We start from the raw sequence: 26,554 nt of genomic DNA, 5'->3' as shown, positions 1-26,554 counted from the left end.
TTTATCCATTACAAAACGCATATTATCAAGCATTATAAAATCTTGATAATATGCGTTTTTTGATTATATAAATTAATAGATAAACATGGCATCACCGAAACTGAAGAAGCGGTAGTGTTCTTGGATGGCATGGTGGTAGGCATCTAAGACTAATTCACGACCTGCAAAGGCAGAAACCAACATGACCAGAGTTGATTTTGGCAGGTGGAAGTTGGTTGAGAAGGCATCCACAACCTTCCATTCATAGCCAGGTTTGATAAAGATATTGGTCCAGCCAGAATCTGCTTGGATTTGCCCATCAAACTTGGAACCAATAGTCTCTAAGGTGCGGATAGAAGTGGTTCCGACAGCGATGACACGGCTTCCATTTTTCTTGACAGAGCGAAGGGTGCTAGCAGCCTCCTCAGAAAGCTGGTAGAATTCTGAGTGCATTTCGTGTTCGTCCAGATTGTCAACTGAAACAGGTCTAAAGGTTCCGAGTCCGACATGAAGAGTCAAATAGACTAGATGAACACCCTTAGCTTGGATTTCTGCCAGCAATTCTTTGGTGAAGTGCAATCCAGCAGTTGGTGCTGCAGCAGAACCACTTTCCTTAGCGTAAACGGTTTGATAGCGTTCACGGTCATCCAGTTTTTCATGGATATAAGGTGGTAATGGCATTTCTCCCAGACTTTCTAAAACTTCTAGGAAAATTCCTTGGTATTCAAAGCGGACAATGCGGCCCCCGTGAGTCAATTCTTCCGTAACAACAGCTCTGAGACGGCCATCACCAAAGCTAACACGAGTCCCGACCTTGAGGCGTTTGGCAGGTTTAGCCAGAACTTCCCACTCATCTCCACTAGTATTTTTAAGCAGGAGAAGTTCCACATGACCTCCAGTTTCTTCCTTTTGACCATAGAGGCGGGCAGGGAGAACTCGGGTGTCGTTCATAACAAGGGCGTCACCAGGTTCCAGCATATCAATAATAGAGTGGAAGTGTTTATCCTGCATTTCTCCAGTATCACGGTTGACAATGAGGAGTTTGGAAGCATCTCGTTTTTCAAGGGGCGTTTGGGCAATCAATTCCTCGGGTAAGTGGAAATCAAAATCAGCTGTATTCATATATCTGTTCATTCTTTCTAAGTTCTAATCCTATCCATTATAACATGTTTCAAGTATAGTCGCTCTTTTTTTAGAAATTAAATCGTTTTCACTTGACAAAAATTGGTCTATACCATATAATAAATATAGATTGAAACGGAGGATGAAAAGATGAAAGTCATTAAAGTTGAAAACCAAATCGAAGGTGGAAAAGTTGCTTTTGAGATTTTGAAGGAAAAATTGGCCAATGGAGCTCAAACACTAGGACTTGCGACAGGAAGTAGCCCACTTGAGTTTTACAAGGAAATTGTTGAGAGTGACCTTGATTTTTCAAATCTAACCAGTGTCAACCTTGATGAGTATGTAGGACTTGATGGAGAAAATCCACAGTCTTACCGTTACTTCATGCAAGAAAACTTGTTTAACCAAAAACCATTTAAAGAAAGTTTCTTGCCTCGTGGGGTTAAGGACAATGCTGAAGCTGAAGTTGAACGCTACAACCAAATTTTGGCTGACCATCCAGTTGACCTCCAAATCTTGGGAATCGGTCGCAATGGACATATCGGATTTAATGAACCTGGTACTCCATTTGACAGTCAAACACATCTTGTGGAGCTTGACCAGTCTACTATCGAAGCTAATGCTCGCTTCTTTGACAAGATTGAAGATGTTCCAACACAAGCCATCTCAATGGGGATTAAAAACATTTTGGATGCCAAATCAATCCTTCTCTTTGCATACGGTGCATCAAAAGCAGAAGCTATTGCCGGAACAGTGTCTGGCCCAGTGACTGAGAGTCTACCAGCAAGTAGCCTCCAAAATCACCCTGATGTGACCATCATTGCAGATGCAGAAGCGCTCAGCTTACTCGAAAAATAAAAAAGTGAAACCCTTCAGTTTTTTCTATTGAATGCTTTCAAGACTTGTATAAATGGCAGAAAAATCAAAATTAAACCGCATTTTTTCTTGACAATTATTACTTTTACGTGTAAAATAGAATAGATCTTGAACTTGAAGGGAGTGAAAAAAATGTCTAAAACAGTAGTACGTAAGAATGAATCTCTTGACGACGCACTTCGTCGTTTCAAACGTGCGGTTACTAAAGCTGGTACTCTTCAAGAAACACGCAAACGTGAATTCTATGAAAAACCTTCTGTAAAACGTAAACGTAAATCAGAAGCAGCTCGTAAACGTAAAAAATTCTAATTAGAAATGAAAGGCTGGAGAAATCTAGTCTTTTTTCTTTTAATACTCTTCGAAAATCTCTTCAAACCATGTCAACGTCGCCTTGGATTATATATGTGACTGACTTCGTCAGTCTTATCTACAACCTCAAAACGGTGTTTTGAGCAACCTGCGACTAGTTTCCTAGTTTGCTCTTTGATTTTCATTGAGTATAAATAAATACTTCAAAGCCTGCAAAAATCTGAAACTTCTAAGGACAATTTGATATAATAGTAAAAAGAACTCGATTGAAGGAGGAAATGATGTCGGTTTTAGTAAAAGAAGTGATTGAAAAGCTCAGACTAGACATTGTCTATGGCGAACCAGAATTACTTGAAAAGGAAATTAATACCGCGGACATTACGCGACCTGGTCTTGAAATGACGGGCTATTTTGACTATTATACGCCTGAGCGAATCCAACTCTTGGGAATGAAGGAGTGGTCCTATCTCGTTTCGATGTCCTCTCACAACCGTTACCAAGTCTTGAAAAAAATGTTTCTACCTGAGACACCTGCGGTCATTGTTGCTCGTGGTTTGGTGGTTCCAGAGGAGATGCTAAAGGCAGCCAGAGAATGTAAGATTGCCATTTTAACCAGCCGTACGGCAACCAGTCGTTTATCTGGAGAGTTATCTAGTTATCTGGATTCACGTTTAGCAGAACGGACCAGTGTGCACGGTGTCTTGATGGATATCTATGGAATGGGTGTCTTGATTCAAGGTGATAGTGGCATCGGTAAGAGTGAGACAGGTCTAGAGCTTGTCAAACGTGGTCACCGCTTGGTAGCCGATGATCGTGTCGATATCTTTGCCAAGGATGAGATTACTCTTTGGGGTGAACCAGCTGAAATCTTGAGACACCTGATTGAAATTCGTGGGGTTGGGATTATCGATGTCATGAGCCTCTACGGTGCGAGTGCCGTCAAGGATTCTTCACAAGTCCAGCTGGCTGTTTATTTGGAAAATTACGATACACATAAAACTTTTGATCGTCTTGGAAACAATGCAGAGGAAATAGAAATTTCTGGCGTAGCCATTCCTCGTATCCGCATTCCAGTGAAAACAGGTCGTAATATCTCTGTCGTGATTGAGGCTGCTGCCATGAATTATCGTGCCAAGGAAATGGGCTTTGATGCGACGCGTTTGTTCGAAGAACGCTTGACCAATCTCATTGCTCAAAACGAGGAGGTGCCTAATGTTTGATCCAATTGCGATTCATCTAGGCCCTCTAGCCATTCGATGGTATGCCTTGTGTATTGTAACAGGCTTGATTCTTGCGGTTTATTTGACCATGAAAGAAGCACCTAGAAAGAAGATCATACCAGACGATATTTTAGATTTCATCCTGATAGCTTTTCCTTTGGCTATTTTAGGAGCACGTCTCTATTATGTTATTTTCCGTTTTGATTACTATAGTCAGAACTTGGGAGAAATTTTTGCCATTTGGAATGGTGGTTTGGCTTTTTACGGTGGTTTGATAACTGGGGCTATTGTACTCTATATCTTTGCTGATCGTAAACTCATCAATACTTGGGATTTCCTAGATATTGCGGCGCCTAGCGTCATGATTGCCCAAAGTTTGGGTCGCTGGGGCAATTTCTTTAACCAAGAAGCCTATGGTGCAGCAGTGGATAATCTGGATTATCTACCTGGCTTTATTCGTGACCAGATGTATATTGAGGGGAGCTATCGTCAGCCAACCTTCCTTTATGAGTCTCTATGGAATCTTCTTGGATTTGCCTTGATTCTGATTTTTAGAAGAAAATGGAAGAGCCTTAGACGAGGTCATATCACTGCCTTTTACTTGATTTGGTATGGTTTCGGTCGTATGGTCATCGAAGGTATGCGGACAGATAGTCTCATGTTCTTTGGTCTTCGAGTGTCTCAATGGCTATCAGTTGTCCTTATCGGACTGGGTATTTTTATCATTCTATATCAAAATCGAAAGAAGGCCCCTTACTATATTACAGAGGAGGAAAATTAAATGTTAGAAGTTGCATATATTCTTGTAGCCCTTGCTTTGATTGTATTTTTAGTGTATCTAATCATTACTGTACAAAAGCTTGGACGTGTTATCGATGAAACAGAGAAGACGATTAAAACCTTGACTTCAGATGTGGATGTGACCTTGCATCATACCAATGAATTGCTGGCTAAGGTCAATGTCTTGGCAGATGATATTAATGTCAAGGTAGCAACGATTGATCCACTCTTTAGCGCTGTTGCAGATTTATCTCTATCTGTTTCAGATCTCAATGACCATGCGCGTGTCTTGAGTAAGAAAGCTTTATCAGCTGGTTCAAAAACACTTAAGACTGGTGCAAGTTTGTCAGCTCTTCGTGTCGCAAGTAAATTTTTCAAAAAATAAAAAAGGAGAATCCTTATGGGTAAACTATCCTCAATCCTTTTAGGAACCGTTTCAGGTGCAGCTCTTGCCTTGTTTTTAACAAGTGACAAGGGCAAACAAGTTTGCAGTCAGGCTCAAGATTTTCTAGATGACTTGAGAGAAGATCCTGAGTATGCCAAGGAGCAGGTCTGTGAAAAACTGACAGAAGTCAAGGAGCAGGCTACAGATTTTGTTCTTAAAACTAAAGAACAGGTTGAGTCAGGTGAAATCACTGTGGACAGTGTCCTTTCTCAAGCCAAATCATGTGTTCGTCAAGCGACAGAAGCATCAAAAGATCAATTCAATAATCTCAAGGAGCAATGGCAAGAAAAGGCTGAAACTCTTGATGAATCAGAAGAGATTGTTATTGACATAACAGAAGAATAAACCATCACCATCTCTGGACGGACTATGTATCTGGGGATGGTGATTTTTTTCTCGTAGCCTGTCTTTGTGGTATAATAATTACTATGCAGAAAAAACCAACGTCAGCCTATGTGCACATCCCATTTTGTACCCAGATTTGTTATTATTGTGACTTTTCAAAAGTTTTTATCAAGAATCAGCCGGTAGATAGTTATTTGGAGCATCTGTTAGAAGAGTTTCAATCTTATGATATTCAAAAGTTGAGAACCCTCTATATCGGTGGTGGCACACCGACAGCTTTGTCAGCTTCTCAACTGGAGGTGTTATTGAAGGGCTTGACTAAAAACTTGGACTTGTCTGTCTTAGAAGAGTTGACCATTGAAGCCAATCCAGGCGACTTGGATGCGAATAAGATAGCTGTTTTGAAGAACTCGGCTGTCAATCGTGTTTCGCTAGGTGTGCAGACCTTTGACGACAAGATGCTGAAAAAGATTGGGCGCAGTCATTTGGAGAAGGATATTTATGAAAATATCGACCGACTGAAACTGGCTGGTTTTGACAACATCTCCATTGATTTGATTTATGCGCTACCTGGCCAGACTATGGAGCAAGTAAAGGAAAATGTGGCTAAGGCCATTGGACTGGATATTCCCCATATGAGTTTGTATAGCTTGATTTTGGAAAATCATACGGTCTTTATGAACCGTATGCGACGAGGAAAATTGCCTCTGCCTAAGGAGGAACTGGAAGCTGAGATGTTTGAGTACATCATTGCAGAGCTGGAGCGAGCTGGTTTTGAGCATTATGAGATTTCCAATTTTTCCAAACCCGGTTTTGAAAGTCGTCACAATCTCATGTACTGGGACAATGCTGAGTACTATGGCATTGGTGCTGGTGCATCTGGTTATGTCAATGGTATTCGCTATAAGAATCATGGTCCCATTCGTCATTACCTCAGTGCAGTTGAGGAAGGTAATGCGCGTATCACAGAAGAGCACCTGAGTCAAAAAGAGCAAATGGAAGAAGAAATGTTCCTAGGGCTCCGCAAGAAATCAGGGGTCTCCAGGGTACGATTTGAGGAAAAATTTGGACGGTCTTTTGATGGACTTTATGGAGAAATTGTCAAGGACTTGGTTCAACAAGGTCTCATGCAAATAGAGGGTGACCGCGTGCGCATGACAAAAAGAGGTCTCTTTTTGGGAGACACCGTAGCAGAACGATTTATTTTGGAGTAGAATGATGGGCTTAACTTATCAAATGAAAATGAAAATTCCTTTTGATATGGCTGATATGAACGGTCATATCAAACTCCCAGATGTGATTTTACTATCCCTACAAGTTTCAGGGATGCAGTCGATTGAGCTGGGAGTTAGTGATAAGGCCATTTTGGAAGACTATAATCTGGTATGGATTATCACAGACTATGATATTGAGGTGGTTCGTTTGCCTCGTTTTGCGGAAGAAATTACTATTGAAACGGAAGCCTTGAGCTACAATCGGCTCTTTTGCTACCGTCGCTTTACCATTTATGATGAAGCAGGTCAAGAAATCATTCGCATGTTGGCGACCTTTGTTCTCATGGATCGAGATAGTCGAAAAGTCCATGCTGTCGAACCTGATATTGTGGCTCCTTACCAGTCTGATTTTGATAAAAAGCTTATTCGTGGACCAAAATATGCAAATCTAGAAGAGCCAATCAGCAAGGATTACCATGTCCGTTTTTACGACTTAGATATGAATGGTCATGTTAATAACAGTAAGTATCTGGACTGGATTTTTGAGGTTATGGGAGCTGATTTTTTGACCCAATATATTCCCAAGAAAATCAACCTCAAGTATGTCAAGGAAGTTCGACCAGGTGGGGTGATTACATCGGCTGTTGAACGGACTGGACTGGAAAGCAAGCATGAGATTACAAGCGACGGGGCTACCAATGCCCAAGCAATCATCACTTGGCAAGAAATAAAAAAGGATTAGGGAGAAAGTATGAAATACAAAGGCTATTTAATTGATTTAGACGGAACCATTTATAAGGGGAAGGATCGAATTCCAGCAGGAGAGACTTTTGTCCATGAATTGCAAAAGCGGGATATCCCTTATCTTTTTGTAACAAACAATACAACCCGCACTCCAGAGAGTGTTCAAGAGATGTTGGCTCAGAATTTTAATATCGATACGCCCCGATCGACTGTCTACACAGCGACTTTGGCAACGATCGACTATATGAACGACTTGGGGCTTGAAAAGACCGTCTATGTCATCGGAGAAGCAGGGCTCAAGGAAGCCATCAAGGCAGCTGGTTATGTGGAAGACAAGGATAATCCTGCCTATGTGGTAGTAGGTCTGGACTGGCAAGTTGACTATGAAAAATTTGCGACAGCAACTCTAGCTATCCAAAAGGGAGCTCACTTTATCGGAACCAATCCTGACCTCAACATCCCTACAGAACGTGGGCTTTTGCCGGGGGCTGGTTCACTGATTACCCTTCTTGAAGTGGCAACACGAGTAAAGCCTGTTTATATCGGAAAACCAAATGCCATCATTATGGACAAGGCAGTTGAGCACTTAGGCTTGGAACGTGAAGAGTTGATTATGGTTGGGGACAACTATTTAACAGATATTCGAGCAGGGATTGACAATGGCATTCCAACGCTCTTGGTGACGACAGGTTTTACTAAGGCAGAAGAAGTAGCAGACCTGCCAATCGCACCGACTCATGTGGTTTCTAGTCTTGCGGAGTGGGATTTTGATGAAAACTAAACTGACCTTTTGGAGCTCTATGCTCTTTCTCCTCTCCCTCTCAATCCTTTTGACCATTTATTTGGCTTGGATTTTTTATCCTCTGGAAATTCAGTGGCTTAACTTAACAGATAGGGTTTATTTAAAACCAGAAACTATTCAGTACAACTTTCATATCTTGATGAATTACCTGACCAATCCTTTTAGTCAGGACTTGCAGATGCCTGATTTTCGTTCGTCAGCATCTGGGCTACATCACTTTGCGGTGGTGAAGAATCTCTTTCACTTGGTGCAGCTAGTTGCTCTAGTGACACTACCAAGTTTCTATTTCTTTGTCAAAGGGATTGTGAACAAGGGCTTTTTGTCTCTCTTTTGTAAAAGTCTCCTAGCTCTAGTAGTCTTGCCTTTGCTGATTGGGCTTGGGGGAGTTTTGATTGGTTTTGATCAATTCTTTACTCTTTTCCATCAAATTCTCTTTGTGGGAGATGATACTTGGCTTTTTGACCCAGCCAAGGATCCTGTTATTCTGATTTTGCCAGAGACCTTCTTCCTGCATGCCTTCCTTCTCTTTTTTGCCCTCTATGAAAGCTTCTTTGGCTATCTTTATATGAAAAGTCGTAGGACGTAAAAAGAAAGATGTTTTTAATTTGTATATATAAATGTATATAATTTAAAATCATCGTTAAGAATGAATTAACTAAATCCAAAATCTATCAAACGTTCGCAAACAGTCTATTTTTCTTGAAAAAATAGGCTTTTTTTTCTAAAAATCGCTAGTCAAGCGCTTTATTTTTTTGTATAATAGAACTAGCAAAGTATAGATAAGAAGAGAAAAGCATGATTACACTATTTCTATCACCGAGCTGTACTTCATGTCGTAAGGCAAAGGCCTGGTTAGAAAAACATAAGGTTCCCTTTGAGGAACACAATATTATGACCAGTCCTTTAACAAGAAAAGAATTGCAACACATTCTTTCCTTGACCGAAAATGGTACTGATGACATCATTTCAACTCGTTCAAAAATTTTTCAAAAATTAGATATTGATGTAGAAAGTATTTCGGTATCGGAATTGCTTCATTTGATTGAGCAGTATCCTAGTCTTTTGCGTCGCCCAATTATTATCGATGCCAAGCGCATGCAAATCGGTTTTAATGAAGATGAGATTCGTGCTTTTCTCCCTCGTAGTTATCGTAAGCAAGAACTAAAAGAAGCAAGAATGAGAGCTGGTATTAGTTAATGAACAAACAGTATAGTTACCCACTAGATTTGTCGTGGAGCACTGAAGAACTTGCTTCAGTGCTTTCTTTTTTTAATGATGTTGAAGCTGCCTATGAAAGCAAGGTAGAGGCTAAAAAGCTACTGGATTCTTATAAGGGATTCAAAGCAGTCGTGCCAGGCAAGAGCGAAGAAAAACGTTTGGGACGAGAATTTGAAACGGTTAGTGGCTATTCGCTTTATCGAGCGGTTCAGGCGGCCAAGGAAAAAGGGGAAGGAAAGATTTCTCTTGGAAAGTAAATTTGAATTTGCTAAAGAGCTAATTAAGAAAGCAGGCCAGTATATCCTTGACCACATGCAGGAAGACTTACGTGTTGAGACCAAGTCCTCTCCGACAGACTTGGTGACCCGACTGGACAAGGAAGTTCAGGAATTCTTGGTTAGTGAGATTTTGTCTCGTTATCCTGAGGATAAGATTTGTGCTGAAGAGGGCTGTTTGCGAGCTTCAGTTCAAGAGGGCAAGGTTTGGGTCATTGATCCGATTGATGGGACCAATAATTTTGTAGCCCAGCAGGAAGATTTTGCTGTCATGATGGCTTATTTTGAGAATGGTCAAGGGCAATTTGGTTTGATTTATGATGTGGTCAAGGGGGATTGTTATCACGGTGGTGGTAAGTTTCCGGTTTGTCGAAATGATAAACCCCTAGCTCCCTTTAAAGCCAAACCACTTGGAGATTTTCTCATTGCAGGAAATAGTGGTATGCTGGAAACCAATGAATGGGGGCTGGCTGATTTGAGCCGAGCGGTTCTTGGTGTTCGTGTCTATGGAAGTGCGGCCATTAGTTTTGCCAAGATTTTGTCAGGGCGTTTGTTGACCTATGTCACCTATCTGCAACCATGGGATTATGCTGCGGCTAGTATTTTAGGGGAAAGTCTGGGCTATCGAGTTGTGACCCTTTCTGGTCAACCTCTTGATTTTCAAACCAGACAGCCGGTCATGATGGTGCCTCTTGAGATGCAGGAGGAAATTCAGTCCTATATTTACGAAAGGAAAAGAACTTAAATGCAATTTCCAGAAGGATTTGTTGAAAAATATGAAGAGATACTAGGAGATGAGGCAAGAGATTTTCTTGCCTCTTTTGAGGAGGAAGCGGTTTCGGCCTTTCGGGTCAATCCTTTAAAAGAAGCGCCAGTTTCCTTTCCTGATGCCATCCCTCAAACCCCTTGGGGTCACTATGGAAAGGTTTCAGGGAAATCGCCTGAGCATGCTACAGGTCTAGTTTATTCGCAAGAACCCGCTGCCCAGATGGTGGCTCAGGTAGCCCAGCCCAGTCCTGGTATGAAGGTCTTGGACCTAGCTGCTGCACCGGGTGGCAAATCAACTCAACTAGCAGCCTATCTAGCAGGTGAAGGTATCTTGGTTTCAAATGAAATTTCAAGCAAACGGGCTAAGATTTTAGTAGAAAACATGGAGCGATTTGGAGCGACAAATGTCTTGGTGACCAATGAATCTGCTGACCGTTTGGCCAAGGTTTTTAAAGGCTATTTTGACTTGATTGTCCTTGATGCCCCTTGCTCTGGTGAAGGAATGTTTCGTAAGCAACCAGATGCTATGGACTATTGGAACCTTGATTATCCGAGTCAATGTGCTAGCTTGCAAAGAGAAATTCTGGAAGATGCAGTGACCATGCTAGCAGAGGGAGGTCGTCTGGTTTATTCAACCTGTACCTGGGCACCTGAGGAAAACGAAGAGATTGTTAATTGGCTGCTGGAAGAGTATGATTTTGATTTGCTGCCAGTAGAGCATATCAATGGAATGGTAGCTGGTATTGACTTGCCAGAAACGGCTCGGATGTATCCTCATCATTTTAAGGGAGAGGGTCAGTTTGTAGCACATCTACAGTTTAAAGGTAAAAATCCAGTTCCTAAATTTAAGGTAAGTAAGAGCAATCTCAGCCGAGAACAAGTTACTTTGTGGCAGGAATTTGCACAAAAACACTTGAAAATCAATCTAAGGGGAATCTTGCAGACTTTTGGGGACCAACTCTATCTTTTGCCAGAACTCTTGCCAGATTTAGGGAAGCTCAAGATTGCTCGCAATGGACTGCATCTGGGTACCTTTAAGAAGAAACGCTTTGAGCCTAGTTTTGCTCTTGGTCTAGCCTTGAAACCAAGTCAGGTCAAACAGTCGGTTGAAATTGACCAAGAAGAGTTTGTAAAGTATGCGGCTGGAGAAACCGTTCAGCTATCGGAAAGTCTGCCAAATGGTTGGTACCAAGTTTTGGTTCAAGGCAATGGTTTGGGCTTTGCTAAGGTGACTGGAAATGTTTTAAAAAATTATTTTCCAAAAGGCCTCAGATTCAAGTGAAAATGCTAGTCAAAGTAGCTTGTCTATGTTATAGTGGAAGTATGGATTTTTTCAAATTGTCTTTTATTTTAAGTCAAAATTTGTTGAGAAGGCAACTGAGCAAATTTCTAGTAAAACTAAGCTAGTAACTTCAGTTGGCTCCCAATTTTAAAAAAGAAAAACATAAATAAATAGTTGAAAAAATTCACAGCATTCACCATTATTTTCAAGGAGAAAAACAGTGAAAAAAAGGAAAAAACTCGCTCTATCCCTTGCTGCTCTTTTGCTAGCAGGTTCTTTGGCGGGATGTGCTAGCTGGATTGATCGTGGAGAATCCATGACTGCTGTTGGCTCAACGGCTCTTCAGCCCTTGGTCGAAGCAGCAGCAGATGAATTTGGCTCTATGCACATTGGAAAAACAGTCAACGTTCAAGGTGGAGGATCTGGTACAGGTTTGTCTCAGGTTCAGTCTGGAGCCGTTGATGTAGGAAATTCAGACGTATTTGCCGAGGAAAAAGACGGTATCAACGCATCCGCTCTTGTGGATCACAAGGTTGCAGTAGCGGGCTTGGCAGTGATTGTAAATAAGGAAGTTGACGTTGAAAATCTGACAACTGAACAACTCCGTAGCATCTTCACAGGTCAAGTAACCAACTGGAAAGAAGTTGGTGGGAAAGACCTAGCCATTTCCATTATCAACCGAGCAGCAAGTTCTGGTTCGCGTGCAACCTTTGATAGTGTCATCATGGATGGTCAGTCTGCTGTGCAGAGTCAAGAGCAGGATTCAAATGGGATGGTCAAAAACATTGTTTCCCAGACACCAGGAGCCATTTCTTACCTAGCCTTTGCCTATGTGGATGACTCGGTGAAACGCATGAAGTTGAATGGCTATGAGCCGATTGCAGAAAATGTTACAACCAATAACTGGCCTTTGTGGTCTTATGAACACATGTATACCCTAGGTCAGCCGAACGAATTGGTGGCAGAGTTTCTCAACTTTGTCCTCTCAGATGAAGCGCAAAGCGGAATCGTTAAGGGAATGGGCTATATTTCTGTTAAGGAAATGAAGGTTGAAAAAGATGCTGTAGGAACGGTGACAGCACTAGAAGGGAGTCAATAATGAATCAAGAAGAATTAGCTAAAAAATTACTTTCTCCCTCAAAGAACTCTCGTCTAGAGAAATTAGGAAAAGGATTGACCTTTGCCTGTCTGTCTTTGATTGTCATTATTGTGGCTATGATTTTGATTTTCGTAGCCCAAAAAGGCTTGTCGACCTTCTTTGTCAATGGAGTTAATATCTTTGATTTTCTTTTTGGACAAACTTGGAATCCTTCAGGTAAACAATTTGGTGCGCTTCCAATGATTTTGGGTTCCTTTATTGTCACAATCCTATCAGCCCTTATCGCAACTCCGTTTGCCATTGGTGCGGCAGTCTTTATGACGGAAGTCTCACCAAAAGGTGCTAGAATCTTGCAACCAGCCATTGAATTGCTAGTCGGGATTCCTTCAGTCGTGTATGGATTTATCGGTTTACAGGTCGTAGTTCCTTTTGTCCGTAGTGTCTTTGGTGGAACTGGTTTTGGGATTTTGTCAGGGATTTTTGTTCTCTTTGTCATGATCTTACCGACGGTAACCTTTATGACAACGGATAGCTTGCGTGCGGTGCCTCGTCACTATCGCGAAGCTAGTTTGGCTATGGGAGCTACTCGTTGGCAAACCATCTGGCGCGTGACCTTAAAGGCGGCGCGTTCAGGAATTTTCACAGCAGTGGTCTTTGGGATGGCGCGTGCCTTTGGTGAGGCCTTGGCCATTCAGATGGTGGTCGGAAACTCAGCCGTAGTCCCAACTTCACTAACAACACCTGCTGCGACCTTGACCTCTGTCTTGACCATGGGTATCGGAAATACCGTTATGGGAACCGTTGACAATAACGTACTTTGGTCGCTGGCCCTAGTCTTGCTCTTGATGAGTTTGGCCTTCAACAGTGTGATTAAATTGATTACGAAAGAAAGAGGAAAGAAAAACTATGCACGCTAAGAAATTAGATAAAATTGCAACAGCTGTCCTCTACTCGATTGCAGGTATTATCGTTGCCATCTTGGCATCCTTAATTCTTTATATCTTGGTTCGTGGTTTGCCCCACATCTCTTGGTCTTTCTTGACTGGCAAATCATCTTCTTACCAAGCAGGCGGAGGAATTGGAATTCAGCTCTATAATTCCTTCTTCCTTCTGGTCATCACCTTGATTATATCTGTGCCTTTATCTATGGGGGCTGGGATTTTCCTAGCTGAATACGCCAAAAAAGGTCCTGTGACCAATTTTGTCAGAACTTGTATTGAAATCTTGTCTTCACTGCCATCAGTGGTTGTAGGTCTCTTTGGTTACTTGATTTTTGTAGTTCAGTTTGAGTATGGATTTTCAATCATTTCAGGTGCCTTGGCCTTGACAGTCTTTAACCTGCCTCAGATGACTCGTAATGTTGAAGACAGCTTGAAACACGTTCACCACACGCAACGTGAGGCTGGCCTAGCCCTTGGAATTTCTCGTTGGGAGACTGTAGTCCATGTGGTCATTCCAGAAGCCCTTCCAGGTATTGTCACTGGGGTTGTCTTGGCATCTGGTCGTATCTTTGGTGAGGCGGCTGCTTTGATTTACACAGCAGGACAATCCGCTCCAGCCCTTGACTGGTCTAACTGGAACATTCTCAGTGTAACCAGTCCAATCTCTATCTTCCGTCAAGCAGAAACCTTGGCTGTCCACATCTGGAAAGTCAATAGCGAAGGAACCATTCCAGATGGCACCATCGTATCAGCAGGTTCTGCAGCCGTGCTCCTCATCTTTATCCTTATCTTTAACTTTGGAGCCCGTAAACTCGGAAGCTACCTACATAAGAAATTAACTGCTGCCTAAAGGAGAAGCCATGTCAAAATATAATTGGGATGAAAAGCATATCATCACCTTTCCTGAAGAGAAAGTGGCCCTCTCTACTAAGGATTTACATGTTTACTACGGTAAAAAAGAATCCATCAAGGGCATCGATATGCAATTTGAAAAAAATAAAATTACAGCCTTAATTGGCCCATCTGGATCAGGGAAATCAACCTACCTCCGCAGTCTCAATCGTATGAATGATACCATTGATATTGCTAAGGTAACAGGTCAAATCCTCTACCAAGGGATTGATGTCAACCGTCCAGAAATCAATGTCTACGAGATGCGTAAACACATCGGAATGGTCTTCCAACGACCAAATCCTTTTGCTAAGTCTATCTACCGCAATATCACTTTTGCCCATGAACGTGCAGGGGTTAAGGACAAGCAAGTATTGGATGAAATTGTGGAAACCTCTCTTCGTCAAGCTGCCCTTTGGGATCAGGTCAAAGACGATTTGCACAAGTCCGCCTTGACCCTGTCAGGTGGTCAGCAGCAACGTCTCTGTATCGCTCGTGCCATCTCTGTCAAACCAGATATCCTTTTGATGGATGAACCAGCGTCAGCCTTGGATCCAATTGCGACAGCCCAACTGGAAGAAACTATGTTGGAATTGAAAAAGGACTTTACCATCATCATCGTGACCCACAGTATGCAGCAGGCTGCGCGTGCTAGTGACTACACAGGATTTTTCTACTTGGGTGACTTGATCGAGTACGATAAGACCTCTAATATTTTCCAAAATGCTAAACTACAGTCAACCAATGACTACGTAACTGGACACTTTGGATAGAAAGGAAACAGTATGACAGAAGCGATTTTACAGGTGTCAGACCTGTCCGTTTACTACAATCAAAAAAAGGCCTTGAATAGTGTTTCCCTATCTTTCCAACCTAAGGAAATTACAGCCTTGATTGGTCCATCTGGATCAGGGAAATCAACCCTCCTCAAGGCAATCAACCGCATGGGGGATCTTAATCCAGAGGTGACCACAACTGGTTCGGTGGTTTATAATGGCCACAACATCTACAGTCCGCGTACAGATACAGTTGAATTGCGCAAGGAAATCGGTATGGTTTTCCAACAACCAAACCCCTTCCCGATGTCTATCTACGAAAATGTTGTTTACGGGCTTCGTATTAATGGAGTTAAGGATAAGCAGATTCTGGATGAAGCAGTAGAAAAAGCCTTGCAACGAGCATCTATCTGGGATGAGGTCAAGGATCGCCTGCATGATTCAGCTATCGGGCTTTCAGGTGGACAACAGCAACGTGTTTGCGTTGCCCGTGTTTTGGCAACTAGTCCTAAAATCATTCTCTTGGATGAACCGACTTCAGCCTTGGACCCTATCTCGGCTGGTAAGATTGAAGAAACCTTGTATGGTCTAAAAGATAAATATACCATGCTCTTGGTTACGCGTTCTATGCAACAAGCCTCTCGTATTTCTGACAAGACAGGATTTTTCCTAGATGGAGATTTAATCGAGTTTAACGATACCAAGAAGATGTTCCTCAGCCCACAACACAAGGAAACAGAAGACTATATTTCAGGAAAATTTGGATAAGGAGATAAATGATGTTACGTTCTCAATTTGAAGAAGATTTAGAGAAATTGCATAACCAGTTCTATGCCATGGGACAGGAAGTGCTATCCCAAATCAATCGTACAGTGCGTGCCTTTGTTACGCATGACCGTGATTTGGCCAAAGAAGTCATCGAAGACGATGCAGAAGTAAACGAATACGAAGTAAAATTGGAGAAGAAATCATTTGAAATGATTGCCCTTCAACAACCTGTTTCTCAAGACTTGCGTACTGTTTTGACAGTCTTAAAAGCCGTATCTGACTTGGAACGTATGGGAGACCATGCTGTTTCCATCGCCAAAGCAGCCATTCGTATGAAGGGGGAACAACGTATCCCAGCTGTTGAAGAAGAAATCAAGAGAATGGGTCGCGATGTCAAGAATTTCGTCGAAGCAGCCCTTGAACTCTATCTGAATGGTTCAGTGGACCAGGCCTATGAAGTAGCAGCTATGGATGAAAAAATCAACCATTACTTTGATAGCATTCGTGAGTTGGCTACGGAAGAAATCAAGAAAAATCCAGATGCTATCGTTACAGGACGTGATTACTTCCAAGTGATTGCCTTCTTGGAACGTATTGGAGACTATGCAAAAAATATCTGTGAATGGGTTGTTTACTTTGAAACAGGTAAGATTGTCGAACTATAAAATAGATTCATTCTGTATAAAAAGGAGCTTGAAATCAATAGATAGCTCCTTTTATTGAATGAAAAAATTTTTTTTAAGATAAAAATTCAAAAAATACTTGACAAGCATCTTGAATGGCGTTATAATTATACAAAATTAACAGAGAGGTTGTTTATTTATGAAATCAAAAAAATGGATATTTGTTTTATGTAGTTTTCTTGCAAGTTTCTTCTTAGTAGCTTGCCAGTCGGGTTCTAATGAGTCTCAATCAGCTGTTGAGGCCATTAAGCAAAAGGGAAAATTAGTTGTGGCGACCAGTCCTGACTATGCACCCTTTGAATTTCAATCCTTGGTTGACGGAAAAAACCAGGTAGTCGGTGCGGATATTGATATGGCACAGGCTATTGCTGATGAACTTGGAGTTAAGTTGGAAATCTCAAGCATGAGTTTTGACAATGTCTTGACTAGTCTTCAGACAGGTAAGGCTGATCTAGCAGTTGCGGGAATTAGCGCTACTGAGGAGAGAAAAGAAGTCTTTGATTTTTCAATTCCTTATTATGAAAACAAGATTAGTTTCTTGGTTCGTAAGACTGATGTAGAAAAATACAAGGATTTAACTAGCCTAGAAAGTGCTAATATTGCAGCCCAAAAAGGGACTGTTCCAGAGTCGATGGTCAAGGAACAATTGCCAAAAGCTCAATTGACTTCCCTAACCAATATGGGTGAAGCAGTCAATGAATTACAGGCTGGAAAAGTAGATGCTGTTCACATGGATGAGCCTGTTGCTCTTAGCTATGCTGCTAAAAATGCGGACCTAGCTGTCGCAACTGTCAGCTTGAAGATGAAGGACGGCGAAGCCAATGCCGTTGCCCTTAGAAAAAATAGTGCTGATTTGAAAGAAGTGGTGGACAAGGTCATCCAAAAACTCAAGGATGACGGTACCTACCAAAAATATCTTGAAAAAGCAGCAAGCCTAACAGAAGTTGAACAATAAGAAAAAAGCAGAGTTGGAAGTCATTCCAATTCTGCTTTTAAATAGTTTAAAACCTTTTCTAGATTTTCTAAGGATACCTTGGCAAATTGATAAGGGCAGGCATCCAAGTAAGCTTCTTCAAAGAAGTCCAAGCCCAGTTGGCTGTGTTTGAGACTGGCGATTTTAGGGTACTGTCTCAGATCTAGTAATAAACCATCATGTAGGGGAAAATGAGGGAGGGGACAAGGTGTTTTGGTTAAACTTTTCTCGAGTTGTTTTTGGTAGTCTTCCTGATTGCACAAGCGAGCCAGACGATTTTTCTCAAATAATTGACTGTCAATATAGAGTGACAGAGCCTTTTGCATGATGAGGTTGCTGTCGTAGTCTAGGATATTTTTATAGGCCACAAAGGCTTCCTTGATAGCATTTGGCAGAATGAGTGCCGTAATCCGCAGGGCTGGAAAGAGGCTGGTTGAGAAGGACTTGATATAAATGACGCGCTCCTCTGTATCTAGATAGTGGAAGGTCTGGCCCTTTTTAGAGTTCAAATCCCCCAAATAGTCGTCCTCTACGATATAAACACCGTACTTGGCAGCTAAGTCAAGAATAGCTCGTTTGTCCTGCTCAGAATAGGAATGGCCTAGAGGATAGTGAAAACGAGGAATAGTGTAGAAAAACTTGATCTTTCCCGTTTGGAAATGCCGTTCAAGTTCCATTAAGTCAATCCCATCAATGCCTCGTTCAATCGTTTGATAGTCTAATCCTTGAGCAATCAAGAGGCGATTCATCCGATGGTAGGTCGGCTGTTCCACCAAGATTTCCTTTGCTTGGCTTGGAAAGGATATTTGAGAGAGGATAAACAAGGCTTGTTGGGTCCCAGAAGTCAATACCAGTTGGTCAGCCTTGCAGTAGAGGGCTTGGTCAAAGAGAAGTTTATGAATAGACTGTCTTAGGTCTTCTAAACCTTCTTGATTGTCATAATAGTTGAAGAGGTAGTTTTCCCGGCCAATCAAGGTTTCATTGACACAGAGTCGGAAATCATCATAGGCACTAGCATGTTCGTCGGTAACCTCGATTTCTAGGTCTTGGTGTTGCCCTTGTTCTAAGACATAGTAGCCACTCTGGGGCTTGGCATAGAGGTATTGTTCGTGCCGTAATTCCAGCAAGGCACGTTGAATGGTGTCCTTGCTACAGTGAAAGTCAAGGCTCAGTTGACGGATAGAAGGCAGGCGGCTACCCGTCGGAAAGCGTCCAGACTCGATACCATTTTTCAGATAGGAAACGACCTCTTGGTACTTGCTTTGTTTCTTCATTCCAGACCTCCCTTGATTTTGTTACATTGTACCCTTTTTTTTTCTTCTTGGCAATATCTAGGGTGTTTCTCTCGTTCACATCTAGTGGCAAATGTGGTATACTTAGGAAGTATGATTTACATATTAAAATCCAAGAAAGAGAAAAGATAAAAAGTGCAAGAACCAGTGAAATTATTTCAATACAATACCCTTGGAGCCTTGATGGCTGGCCTTTATGGTGGGACCATGACGGTAGGAGAATTGCTAGAGCATGGTGACCTTGGTTTGGGAACCTTGGATTCCATTGATGGGGAATTGATTGTCTTGGATGGCAAGGCTTATCAGGCCAAAGGATCAGGCGACCAGCCAGAGATTGTGGAGGTGTCACCAGATGCTCTTATTCCTTATGCAGCAGTAGTACCGCATCAAGCAGAGGTTATTTTCCGCCAGCGCTTTGAGATGACGGACAAGGAATTGGAGGAGCGAATTGAGTCTTATTATGACGGGGAAAATCTTTTCCGCTCTATCAAGATTCGTGGGGAATTTTCACATATGCATGTGCGCATGATTCCCAAGTCGACACCAGAGACCAAGTTTGCTGATGTCGCAACCCATCAACCTGAATATAGTCGTGAAAATGTGGCGGGAACCATCGTTGGTTTCTGGACTCCAGAGATTTTCCATGGGGTCAGTGTGGCAGGCTACCATCTGCACTTCATCTCAGATGACTTGACCTTCGGTGGGCATGTCATGGACTTTGTCATCAAGGAAGGGATTATCGAGGTGGGAGCGGTTGACCAGTTGGACCAACGTTTTCCAGTCCAAGATCGTCAATACTTGTTTGCTAAGTTCAATGTTGACGAGATGAAAAAAGATATTGAAAAGGCGGAATAGGAGAAGAAAATGACCATTCATATCATTATTACCATGTTGCTGTTGCTGGCTTTCTTGATAGGAAGCATTTGGTATGCCAAAAAGAAGTACCAGATTAATCTAGCTGTCTTGGGCTTGGGGGCTGTTGCTTTCTTTGTCTCTTCACAGATTTTGGAAAAACTGGTGCATATCTTGGTTTTACATCCTCAAAAAGACGGTAGTATTGCCCTCATGCAAGACCATCCGCTTGTCTATATCATCTATGGCCTAGCTATGGCAGCATTTTTTGAGGAAACAGCTCGTCTTGTTTTCTTCAAATGGTTGGAGAAAAAGAGAAGTTTGGAAAAGGCAGATGCCTTGGCTTATGGATTGGGGCATGGTGGTTTGGAGTTGATTTTCCTAGGTCTTACTAGTTTGATTAATCTCTACATCGTTCTCTCAGCAGTTCAAACTCAGAATCCACAGGTCATGCAATTGCTGTCTGAAAATATGTTGAAAACTATTCAGTCGCTATCAGTCTGGCAGATTTATTTGCTTGGTTTTGAGCGAATCTTGGCCCTAGGTTTCCAATTACTCTTGACTGTTTGGGTTTACCAAGCTGTTCGCCAGAAGAAATGGATTTATCTCCTAGCGGCCTATGGACTACATGCCTTCTTTGATCTGGCACCATCTCTTGCCCAAGTTGGCTGGTTGACCAATCCAGTCTTGGTTGAAGTTGTCCTAGCACTTGAGCTTGTTCTGGTTGCCTATGGAACAAAGGCTATCTTTTGCAAAAAATCATAAAAAGAGGGGAAACCTCTTTTTTTGTTTAAAATAATCCCAAGATTTTTTTAGGGTCGTCAAATGGTCTTAAAAATGGTATAATGGAATGAATTTTGTAAAAGGAAGAGTGTCATGTCAGTAAAAGAAAAAATACTTGAAATTTTAGAAGGGATTGATATCCGTTTCAAGGAACCCTTGCATAGCTATAGTTATACAAAAGTAGGTGGAGAGGCTGATTATCTGGTCTTTCCACGAAATCGTTTTGAGTTGGCGCGCGTTGTTAAATTTGCCAATCAAGAAAATATTCCTTGGATGGTTCTTGGAAATGCCAGCAACATCATCGTTCGTGATGGTGGGATTCGTGGATTTGTCATCTTGTGTGACAAGCTCAATAATGTTTCCGTTGATGGCTATACCATTGAAGCTGAAGCTGGTGCTAACCTGATTGAAACAACTCGCATTGCCCTTCGTCATAGTTTGACTGGCTTTGAGTTTGCTTGTGGCATTCCAGGGAGCGTCGGTGGTGCTGTCTTTATGAATGCGGGTGCCTATGGTGGCGAGATTGCCCACATCTTGCAGTCTTGTAAGGTTTTGACCAAGGATGGAGAAATCGAGACCCTGTCTGCCAAAGATTTGGCTTTTGGGTACCGCCATTCAGCCATTCAAGAGTCTGGTGCAGTTGTCTTGTCAGCTAAATTTGCCCTTGCTCCAGGAAGCCATCAGGTTATCAAGCAAGAAATGGATCGTTTGACGCATCTACGTGAACTCAAGCAACCTTTAGAATATCCATCTTGTGGTTCGGTCTTTAAGCGTCCAGTAGGTCATTTTGCAGGTCAATTAATTTCAGAAGCTGGCTTGAAAGGCTATCGTGTCGGTGGCGTAGAAGTGTCAGAAAAACACGCAGGATTTATGATCAATGTTGCTGACGGAACGGCTAAAGACTACGAGGACTTGATTGAGTCTGTTATCGAAAAAGTCAAGGAACACTCTGGCGTCACTCTTGAGAGAGAAGTCCGTATTTTAGGTGAAAGCAAGTAGGAAGCTTTGGCTAAAAAGCTGCTGCTATGTCATGGAAAGGGGGTGAAAGCCTATCGTTAGTGTAGAAGAATGTAGGCAGTTCAATCTCCTACACGAGGTAGTAGTGGCCTGACAGAGCCCTGATCTGTTAATCTATGAAAAAGAAGGAATAAATGACAATTGAAAAAACCAATTATTGAATTCAAAAACGTCTCTAAAGTTTTTGAAGACAGCAACATCAAGGTTCTCAAAGACATCAACTTTGAGTTGGAAGAGGGGAAATTCTATACCCTTCTAGGCGCATCTGGTTCAGGAAAATCAACCATCCTAAACATCATTGCAGGGTTACTAGATGCGACGACAGGAGATATTTTGCTGGACGGTGTCCGCATCAATGACATCCCAACCAACAAGCGAGACGTCCATACGGTCTTCCAATCCTATGCCTTGTTTCCACACATGAATGTGTTTGAAAATGTTGCCTTTCCACTCCGTTTGCGTAAGATTGATAAGAAAGAAATCGAGCAACGTGTAGCGGAAGTTCTCAAGATGGTTCAGTTGGAAGGTTATGAAAAACGTTCCATCCGCAAACTTTCTGGAGGACAACGTCAGCGTGTGGCTATCGCCCGTGCCATTATCAACCAACCCCGTGTGGTTTTGTTGGACGAGCCTTTGTCAGCGTTGGACTTGAAATTAAGAACAGACATGCAGTACGAACTGCGTGAACTGCAACAACGATTGGGAATCACCTTTGTTTTCGTTACTCACGATCAGGAAGAAGCTTTGGCTATGAGCGACTGGATTTTTGTCATGAATGATGGCGAGATTGTCCAGTCTGGAACACCAGTAGATATCTACGATGAGCCGATTAACCACTTTGTTGCCACCTTTATCGGTGAGTCAAATATCTTGCCAGGAACCATGATTGAGGACTACTTAGTTGAGTTTAACGGCAAACGCTTTGAAGCGGTCGATGGTGGGATGAAGCCAAATGAACCTGTTGAGGTTGTTATTCGTCCAGAGGACTTGCGCATTACTCTTCCTGAAGAAGGCAAGCTCCAAGTTAAGGTGGATACCCAGCTCTTCCGTGGGGTTCACTATGAAATTATCGCCTATGACGAACTTGGGAATGAATGGATGATCCACTCGACTCGTAAGGCCATCGTGGGTGAGGAAATCGGTCTGGACTTTGAACCGGAAGACATCCATATCATGCGTCTCAACGAAACTGAAGAAGAGTTCGATGCTCGTATTGAGGAGTACGTAGAAATCGAAGAGCAAGAAGCAGGTCTAATCAATGCAATCGAGGAGGAAAGAGATGAAGAAAACAAGCTCTAAACTCTTTGTAGTGCCCTACATGCTTTGGATTACCCTCTTTGTCCTGGCACCCTTGGTCTTGATTTTCGGTCAATCCTTTTTCAATATTGAAGGACAATTCAGTTTAGAAAACTATAAATCTTACTTTGCGTCACAAAACTTGACCTACCTAAAAATGAGTTTCAACTCAGTGCTTTATGCAGGAATTGTGACCTTTGTAACCCTGCTTATCAGCTATCCAACAGCCCTCTTTTTGACCCGTCTCAAGCACCGTCAACTCTGGCTCATGCTGATTATCCTGCCAACCTGGATCAATTTGCTCCTTAAGGCCTATGCCTTTATTGGGATTTTTGGTCAGAATGGTTCTATTAACCAATTCTTGGAATTTATCGGAATCGGTTCGCAGCAGTTGCTCTTTACCGATTTCTCTTTTATTTTTGTCGCAAGCTACATCGAGCTTCCCTTTATGATTTTGCCGATTTTCAATGTCTTGGATGATATGGATAACAACCTCATCAATGCCAGCTATGACCTAGGTGCGACCAAGTGGGAGACCTTCCGCCATATCATCTTCCCTCTATCGATGAATGGTGTGCGAAGTGGGGTACAATCAGTCTTTATCCCAAGTTTGAGTCTCTTCATGTTGACCCGTTTGATCGGTGGGAACCGCGTTATCACTCTTGGGACAGCCATTGAGCAGAACTTCCTAACCAATGATAACTACGGTATGGGTTCAACCATCGGTGTGATTCTCATCCTGACCATGTTCATCACCATGTGGGTGACCAAGGAAAGGAGAGAACGATGAAAAAATTTGCCAACCTTTATCTGGGACTGGTCTTTCTTGTCCTCTACCTGCCCATTTTTTACTTGATTGGCTATGCCTTTAATGCAGGCAACGACATGAATAGCTTTACAGGCTTTAGTTTGAGTCATTTTAAAACCATGTTTGGCGATGGTCGCCTTATGTTAATTGTGACCCAGACCTTTTTCTTGGCCTTTCTGTCAGCCTTGATAGCGACGATTATCGGGACTTTTGGAGCTATTTACATTTACCAGTCTCGTAAGAAATACCAAGAAGCCTTTCTTTCACTTAATAATATCCTTATGGTTGCGCCTGATGTTATGATTGGTGCCAGCTTCTTGATTCTCTTTACTCAACTCAAATTTTCACTTGGCTTTTTGACAGTTCTTTCTAGTCATGTGGCCTTTTCGATTCCTATCGTGGTCTTGATGGTCTTGCCTCGTCTTAAGGAAATGAACGGTGACATGATTCATGCGGCCTATGACCTAGGTGCTAGTCAGTTTCAGATGTTCAAGGAAATCATGCTTCCTTACCTGACTCCGTCTATCATTGCAGGTTATTTCATGGCCTTCACCTATTCGCTAGATGACTTTGCCGTGACCTTCTTCGTAACGGGAAATGGCTTTTCAACTCTGTCAGTCGAGATTTATTCTCGTGCTCGTAAAGGAATTTCGCTAGAAATCAATGCCCTTTCTGCCCTTGTCTTTCTCTTTAGTATTATCCTGGTTGTTGGATATTACTTTATCTCACGTGAGAAGGAGGAGCAAGCATGAAAAAACTCTATTCATTTTTAGCAGGAATTGCAGCCATCATCCTGGTCTTGTGGGGAATTGCGACGCATTTAGATAGTAAAATCAATAGCCGAGATAGTCAAAAACTGGTTATCTACAACTGGGGTGACTATATCGATCCTGAACTCTTGACTCAGTTCACAGAAGAAACAGGAATCCAAGTCCAGTACGAGACTTTTGACTCCAATGAAGCCATGTATACCAAGATCAAGCAGGGTGGAACGACTTATGATATTGCTATCCCAAGTGAATATATGATCAACAAGATGAAGGACGAAAACCTCTTGGTACCGCTTGACTATTCAAAACTTGAAGGTCTTGAAAATATCGGACCAGAGTTCCTCAACCAGTCCTTTGACCCAGGCAATAAATTCTCCATTCCTTACTTCTGGGGAACCTTGGGAATTGTCTACAATGAAACCATGGTAGATGAGGCGCCTGAGCATTGGGATGACCTCTGGAAGCCAGAGTATAAGAACTCTATCATGCTCTTTGATGGGGCACGTGAGGTACTGGGACTAGGACTCAATTCGCTAGGCTACAGCCTCAACTCCAAGGATACCCAGCAGTTGGAAGAGACAGTAGACAAACTCTACAAGTTGACTCCAAATATCAAGGCTATTGTGGCGGACGAGATGAAGGGATACATGATTCAGAATAACGCTGCAATCGGTGTGACCTTCTCTGGAGAAGCCAGCCAAATGCTGGAGAAAAATGAAAATCTACGCTATGTGGTTCCGACAGAAGCCAGCAACCTTTGGTTTGACAATATGGTCATTCCCAAAACAGTCAAAAACCAAGATGCAGCCTATGACTTTATCAATTTTATGTTGAAACCTGAAAATGCTCTCAAAAATGCAGAGTATGTCGGTTATTCAACACCAAACCTACCAGCTAAGGAATTGCTCCCAGAGGAGAAAAAAGAAGATAAAGCCTTCTATCCAGATGCTGAAACCATGAAACACCTAGAAGTTTATGAGAAATTTGACCATAAATGGACAGGCAAATATAGCGACCTCTTCCTACAGTTTAAAATGTATCGGAAGTAGGAGTAGAACGTAAGAAAACGAATCAGTTAGAGCTGGTTCGTTTTTTAAAAAATAGAAGGCAATTTTTTAACTGTATATTTTTCTATTCTGGTTGCTTATTTTTTAGCCTAGTAGTATACTAATCTTAACCTTACAGAAAGCGGTAACAAAAAATGAAGATATCTACTTTTTCAAAAAAAGTTATTGGCCAACCTTTTTGATTGTTGACGAAACAATTATACTATTCCATTTAAAGGATGGCTTGGATCGACAATACCTAACAACTGATTCCATACATTTGGTGATAGGGTTCTTTATATTTGCAAATATTTTCGTAGCTATCTTTAACAATTCAAAACTTTGGAATAAAAGTTGGGATAAAAAGAGTGATAGCAGTAAGAAAAAATATATTCTGAAAAAGTAATCTGAGATGTAGGTAATGGGTTATTTAAATGGGAATGATTTCCAGTTGACGCAGACTTAAAAAAAAGATATAATAAGAAAGTTGAGAATTGATTTTCAATCATCTTAGTCCAGAGAAATGGCGGTGCTGCGAGCCATCTAAGCTAGAAAGTCATGCTACTCAATTTAACAATTGCATAAGAACAAGAGAATGACAAGTTCATTGAATGAAGGTGGTACCGCGGTTTTTCGCCCTTCGTGATATGAGCTTGTCTTTTGATTTTTGGCGGTGTTGATGAAAACATTTCTTGTCAAACAAAAGTTTCGTCTTGGAGGCGAACGTTTCGCTATCAAGGATGACAGGGGAGAAATCGCCTATCAGGTGGAGGGATCGTTTTTTAAGATTCCTAAAACCTTTACCATCTATGATGCCTATGGTGAACAGGTCAGTCAGATCAGTAAAGAAATCTTGACCTTGCTTCCTCGTTTTGAGATTCAGCTTCGGGATGGCTCGAGTTTTGTCATTCGTAAGAAGTTGACCTTCTGGCGAGATAAGTATGAGTTTGATAATCTGGGTCTTCGTATCGAGGGCAATATCTGGGATTTGAATTTCAAATTGCTGGATGATCGTGATCAGATGATTGCAGAAATTAAGAAGGAACTCTTCCATCTGACCTCTACCTATACCGTAACGGTTCTTGAGGACTCTTATGCAGACCTAGTCATTTCCCTCTGTGTCGCGATTGACTATGTGGAAATGCTGGAAAGCCAATCACATTAAACAAGTAAATAAGGA

General features: G+C 42.0%; 32 protein-coding genes. 30 read left to right on the top strand and 2 right to left on the bottom strand.

All coding sequences use genetic code 11. From position 1 onward, the window contains the following. Window positions 1-72: 72 nt before the first annotated feature. A complete protein-coding gene (queA, locus tag ABKJ27_RS06305) occupies window positions 73-1,101 on the bottom strand; it encodes a tRNA preQ1(34) S-adenosylmethionine ribosyltransferase-isomerase QueA (RefSeq protein WP_261011169.1) in 1,029 nt (342 codons plus the stop codon). Between the two features lie 150 nt (window positions 1,102-1,251). On the opposite strand from queA, the gene ABKJ27_RS06300 reads away from it, so the two are divergent. From ABKJ27_RS06300 to ABKJ27_RS06200, 21 genes are all read left to right on the top strand, one after another. Beyond that, complete coding sequence (locus ABKJ27_RS06300; RefSeq protein ID WP_084888561.1) at window positions 1,252-1,959, top strand: glucosamine-6-phosphate deaminase; 708 nt, start codon at window positions 1,252-1,254, stop codon at window positions 1,957-1,959. 150 nt (window positions 1,960-2,109) lie between these two features. Next, window positions 2,110-2,286 (top strand): 30S ribosomal protein S21, encoded by a 177-nt coding sequence (gene rpsU, locus ABKJ27_RS06295; protein ID WP_000048054.1) that lies wholly within the window; start codon window positions 2,110-2,112, stop codon window positions 2,284-2,286. 281 nt (window positions 2,287-2,567) lie between these two features. Beyond that, window positions 2,568-3,506 carry an HPr(Ser) kinase/phosphatase gene (gene hprK / locus ABKJ27_RS06290; protein ID WP_049516049.1) on the top strand — a complete coding sequence of 313 codons (939 nt, stop codon included), beginning with the start codon at window positions 2,568-2,570 and terminating at the stop codon, window positions 3,504-3,506. Continuing rightward, window positions 3,499-4,287 (top strand): prolipoprotein diacylglyceryl transferase, encoded by a 789-nt coding sequence (gene lgt / locus ABKJ27_RS06285; RefSeq protein WP_203180527.1) that lies wholly within the window; start codon window positions 3,499-3,501, stop codon window positions 4,285-4,287. Before hprK ends, lgt begins: the two co-directional genes overlap by 8 nt. Further along, the gene (locus tag ABKJ27_RS06280; RefSeq protein WP_410011538.1) at window positions 4,288-4,671 is read left to right on the top strand and encodes a DUF948 domain-containing protein; all 384 of its coding nucleotides are present in this window, start codon (window positions 4,288-4,290) and stop codon (window positions 4,669-4,671) included. A 15-nt stretch (window positions 4,672-4,686) separates the two neighbouring features. Then, a complete protein-coding gene (locus ABKJ27_RS06275) occupies window positions 4,687-5,076 on the top strand; it encodes a YtxH domain-containing protein (protein ID WP_000517384.1) in 390 nt (129 codons plus the stop codon). Between the two features lie 83 nt (window positions 5,077-5,159). Beyond that, a complete protein-coding gene (gene hemW / locus ABKJ27_RS06270) occupies window positions 5,160-6,290 on the top strand; it encodes a radical SAM family heme chaperone HemW (protein WP_410011537.1) in 1,131 nt (376 codons plus the stop codon). A gap of 4 nt (window positions 6,291-6,294) precedes the next feature. Next, a complete protein-coding gene (locus ABKJ27_RS06265) occupies window positions 6,295-7,032 on the top strand; it encodes an acyl-[acyl-carrier-protein] thioesterase (protein WP_024057504.1) in 738 nt (245 codons plus the stop codon). A 9-nt stretch (window positions 7,033-7,041) separates the two neighbouring features. Continuing rightward, the gene (locus tag ABKJ27_RS06260; RefSeq protein WP_024057503.1) at window positions 7,042-7,815 is read left to right on the top strand and encodes a TIGR01457 family HAD-type hydrolase; all 774 of its coding nucleotides are present in this window, start codon (window positions 7,042-7,044) and stop codon (window positions 7,813-7,815) included. Then, complete coding sequence (locus tag ABKJ27_RS06255; protein WP_410011536.1) at window positions 7,805-8,422, top strand: TIGR01906 family membrane protein; 618 nt, start codon at window positions 7,805-7,807, stop codon at window positions 8,420-8,422. The genes ABKJ27_RS06260 and ABKJ27_RS06255 overlap by 11 nt, the downstream gene beginning before the upstream one ends. A gap of 209 nt (window positions 8,423-8,631) precedes the next feature. Next, window positions 8,632-9,033, top strand: a complete 402-nt coding sequence (locus ABKJ27_RS06250) for a Spx/MgsR family RNA polymerase-binding regulatory protein (protein ID WP_000631254.1) — start codon at window positions 8,632-8,634, stop codon at window positions 9,031-9,033. Then, the gene (locus tag ABKJ27_RS06245; RefSeq protein WP_024057495.1) at window positions 9,033-9,311 is read left to right on the top strand and encodes a UPF0223 family protein; all 279 of its coding nucleotides are present in this window, start codon (window positions 9,033-9,035) and stop codon (window positions 9,309-9,311) included. The genes ABKJ27_RS06250 and ABKJ27_RS06245 overlap by 1 nt, the downstream gene beginning before the upstream one ends. After that, the gene (locus ABKJ27_RS06240) at window positions 9,301-10,074 is read left to right on the top strand and encodes an inositol monophosphatase family protein (protein ID WP_410011535.1); all 774 of its coding nucleotides are present in this window, start codon (window positions 9,301-9,303) and stop codon (window positions 10,072-10,074) included. The genes ABKJ27_RS06245 and ABKJ27_RS06240 overlap by 11 nt, the downstream gene beginning before the upstream one ends. Then, window positions 10,075-11,379: an RsmF rRNA methyltransferase first C-terminal domain-containing protein gene (locus tag ABKJ27_RS06235; protein WP_410011534.1), complete on the top strand. Its 1,305-nt coding sequence runs from the start codon at window positions 10,075-10,077 to the stop codon at window positions 11,377-11,379. A 220-nt stretch (window positions 11,380-11,599) separates the two neighbouring features. Next, a complete protein-coding gene (locus ABKJ27_RS06230) occupies window positions 11,600-12,478 on the top strand; it encodes a phosphate ABC transporter substrate-binding protein PstS family protein (protein WP_061590283.1) in 879 nt (292 codons plus the stop codon). Further along, entirely contained in the window at window positions 12,478-13,395 is a 918-nt protein-coding gene (gene pstC, locus ABKJ27_RS06225; RefSeq protein ID WP_001070903.1) for a phosphate ABC transporter permease subunit PstC, read from the top strand. The genes ABKJ27_RS06230 and pstC overlap by 1 nt, the downstream gene beginning before the upstream one ends. Continuing rightward, window positions 13,385-14,269 (top strand): phosphate ABC transporter permease PstA, encoded by an 885-nt coding sequence (gene pstA, locus ABKJ27_RS06220; protein ID WP_000543046.1) that lies wholly within the window; start codon window positions 13,385-13,387, stop codon window positions 14,267-14,269. The genes pstC and pstA overlap by 11 nt, the downstream gene beginning before the upstream one ends. A 10-nt stretch (window positions 14,270-14,279) precedes the next feature. Then, window positions 14,280-15,083, top strand: a complete 804-nt coding sequence (pstB, locus tag ABKJ27_RS06215; protein WP_020900241.1) for a phosphate ABC transporter ATP-binding protein PstB — start codon at window positions 14,280-14,282, stop codon at window positions 15,081-15,083. A gap of 12 nt (window positions 15,084-15,095) precedes the next feature. Beyond that, entirely contained in the window at window positions 15,096-15,854 is a 759-nt protein-coding gene (gene pstB / locus ABKJ27_RS06210) for a phosphate ABC transporter ATP-binding protein PstB (protein ID WP_371509626.1), read from the top strand. An 11-nt stretch (window positions 15,855-15,865) separates the two neighbouring features. Next, window positions 15,866-16,519, top strand: a complete 654-nt coding sequence (phoU, locus tag ABKJ27_RS06205) for a phosphate signaling complex protein PhoU (RefSeq protein ID WP_000946459.1) — start codon at window positions 15,866-15,868, stop codon at window positions 16,517-16,519. 157 nt (window positions 16,520-16,676) lie between these two features. Then, window positions 16,677-17,492 carry an ABC transporter substrate-binding protein gene (locus ABKJ27_RS06200; RefSeq protein WP_410011533.1) on the top strand — a complete coding sequence of 272 codons (816 nt, stop codon included), beginning with the start codon at window positions 16,677-16,679 and terminating at the stop codon, window positions 17,490-17,492. A gap of 20 nt (window positions 17,493-17,512) precedes the next feature. Here ABKJ27_RS06200 and ABKJ27_RS06195 read toward each other — a convergent pair whose 3' ends face one another. Next, entirely contained in the window at window positions 17,513-18,784 is a 1,272-nt protein-coding gene (locus ABKJ27_RS06195) for a PLP-dependent aminotransferase family protein (protein ID WP_410011532.1), read from the bottom strand. Window positions 18,785-18,985: 201 nt separating this feature from the next. Here ABKJ27_RS06195 and budA point away from each other — a divergent pair, with 201 nt between their 5' ends. From budA to ABKJ27_RS06150, 9 genes are all read left to right on the top strand, one after another. Next, entirely contained in the window at window positions 18,986-19,657 is a 672-nt protein-coding gene (budA, locus tag ABKJ27_RS06190; protein WP_410012141.1) for an acetolactate decarboxylase, read from the top strand. Between the two features lie 9 nt (window positions 19,658-19,666). Then, window positions 19,667-20,419 carry a YhfC family intramembrane metalloprotease gene (locus ABKJ27_RS06185; RefSeq protein WP_020903183.1) on the top strand — a complete coding sequence of 251 codons (753 nt, stop codon included), beginning with the start codon at window positions 19,667-19,669 and terminating at the stop codon, window positions 20,417-20,419. A 111-nt stretch (window positions 20,420-20,530) separates the two neighbouring features. Then, the gene (gene murB, locus ABKJ27_RS06180; protein WP_410011531.1) at window positions 20,531-21,436 is read left to right on the top strand and encodes a UDP-N-acetylmuramate dehydrogenase; all 906 of its coding nucleotides are present in this window, start codon (window positions 20,531-20,533) and stop codon (window positions 21,434-21,436) included. A 159-nt stretch (window positions 21,437-21,595) separates the two neighbouring features. After that, window positions 21,596-22,753 (top strand): ABC transporter ATP-binding protein, encoded by a 1,158-nt coding sequence (locus ABKJ27_RS06175; protein ID WP_410011530.1) that lies wholly within the window; start codon window positions 21,596-21,598, stop codon window positions 22,751-22,753. Then, window positions 22,734-23,540, top strand: coding sequence for an ABC transporter permease (locus ABKJ27_RS06170; RefSeq protein ID WP_237446982.1), 807 nt, complete (start codon window positions 22,734-22,736; stop codon window positions 23,538-23,540). Before ABKJ27_RS06175 ends, ABKJ27_RS06170 begins: the two co-directional genes overlap by 20 nt. Then, window positions 23,537-24,310 carry an ABC transporter permease gene (locus ABKJ27_RS06165; RefSeq protein WP_000712740.1) on the top strand — a complete coding sequence of 258 codons (774 nt, stop codon included), beginning with the start codon at window positions 23,537-23,539 and terminating at the stop codon, window positions 24,308-24,310. Before ABKJ27_RS06170 ends, ABKJ27_RS06165 begins: the two co-directional genes overlap by 4 nt. Beyond that, window positions 24,307-25,377: an ABC transporter substrate-binding protein gene (locus ABKJ27_RS06160; RefSeq protein ID WP_261080995.1), complete on the top strand. Its 1,071-nt coding sequence runs from the start codon at window positions 24,307-24,309 to the stop codon at window positions 25,375-25,377. The genes ABKJ27_RS06165 and ABKJ27_RS06160 overlap by 4 nt, the downstream gene beginning before the upstream one ends. A gap of 160 nt (window positions 25,378-25,537) precedes the next feature. Continuing rightward, a complete protein-coding gene (locus tag ABKJ27_RS06155; RefSeq protein WP_125443005.1) occupies window positions 25,538-25,780 on the top strand; it encodes a hypothetical protein in 243 nt (80 codons plus the stop codon). A 273-nt stretch (window positions 25,781-26,053) separates the two neighbouring features. Further along, a complete protein-coding gene (locus ABKJ27_RS06150) occupies window positions 26,054-26,539 on the top strand; it encodes an LURP-one-related/scramblase family protein (protein ID WP_261028926.1) in 486 nt (161 codons plus the stop codon). Window positions 26,540-26,554 lie beyond the last annotated feature (15 nt).

The organism is Streptococcus sp. KHUD_011, from assembly GCF_046352925.1.
Taxonomy (GTDB): domain Bacteria; phylum Bacillota; class Bacilli; order Lactobacillales; family Streptococcaceae; genus Streptococcus.
This window is presented reverse-complemented; position numbering and strand designations above follow the sequence as displayed.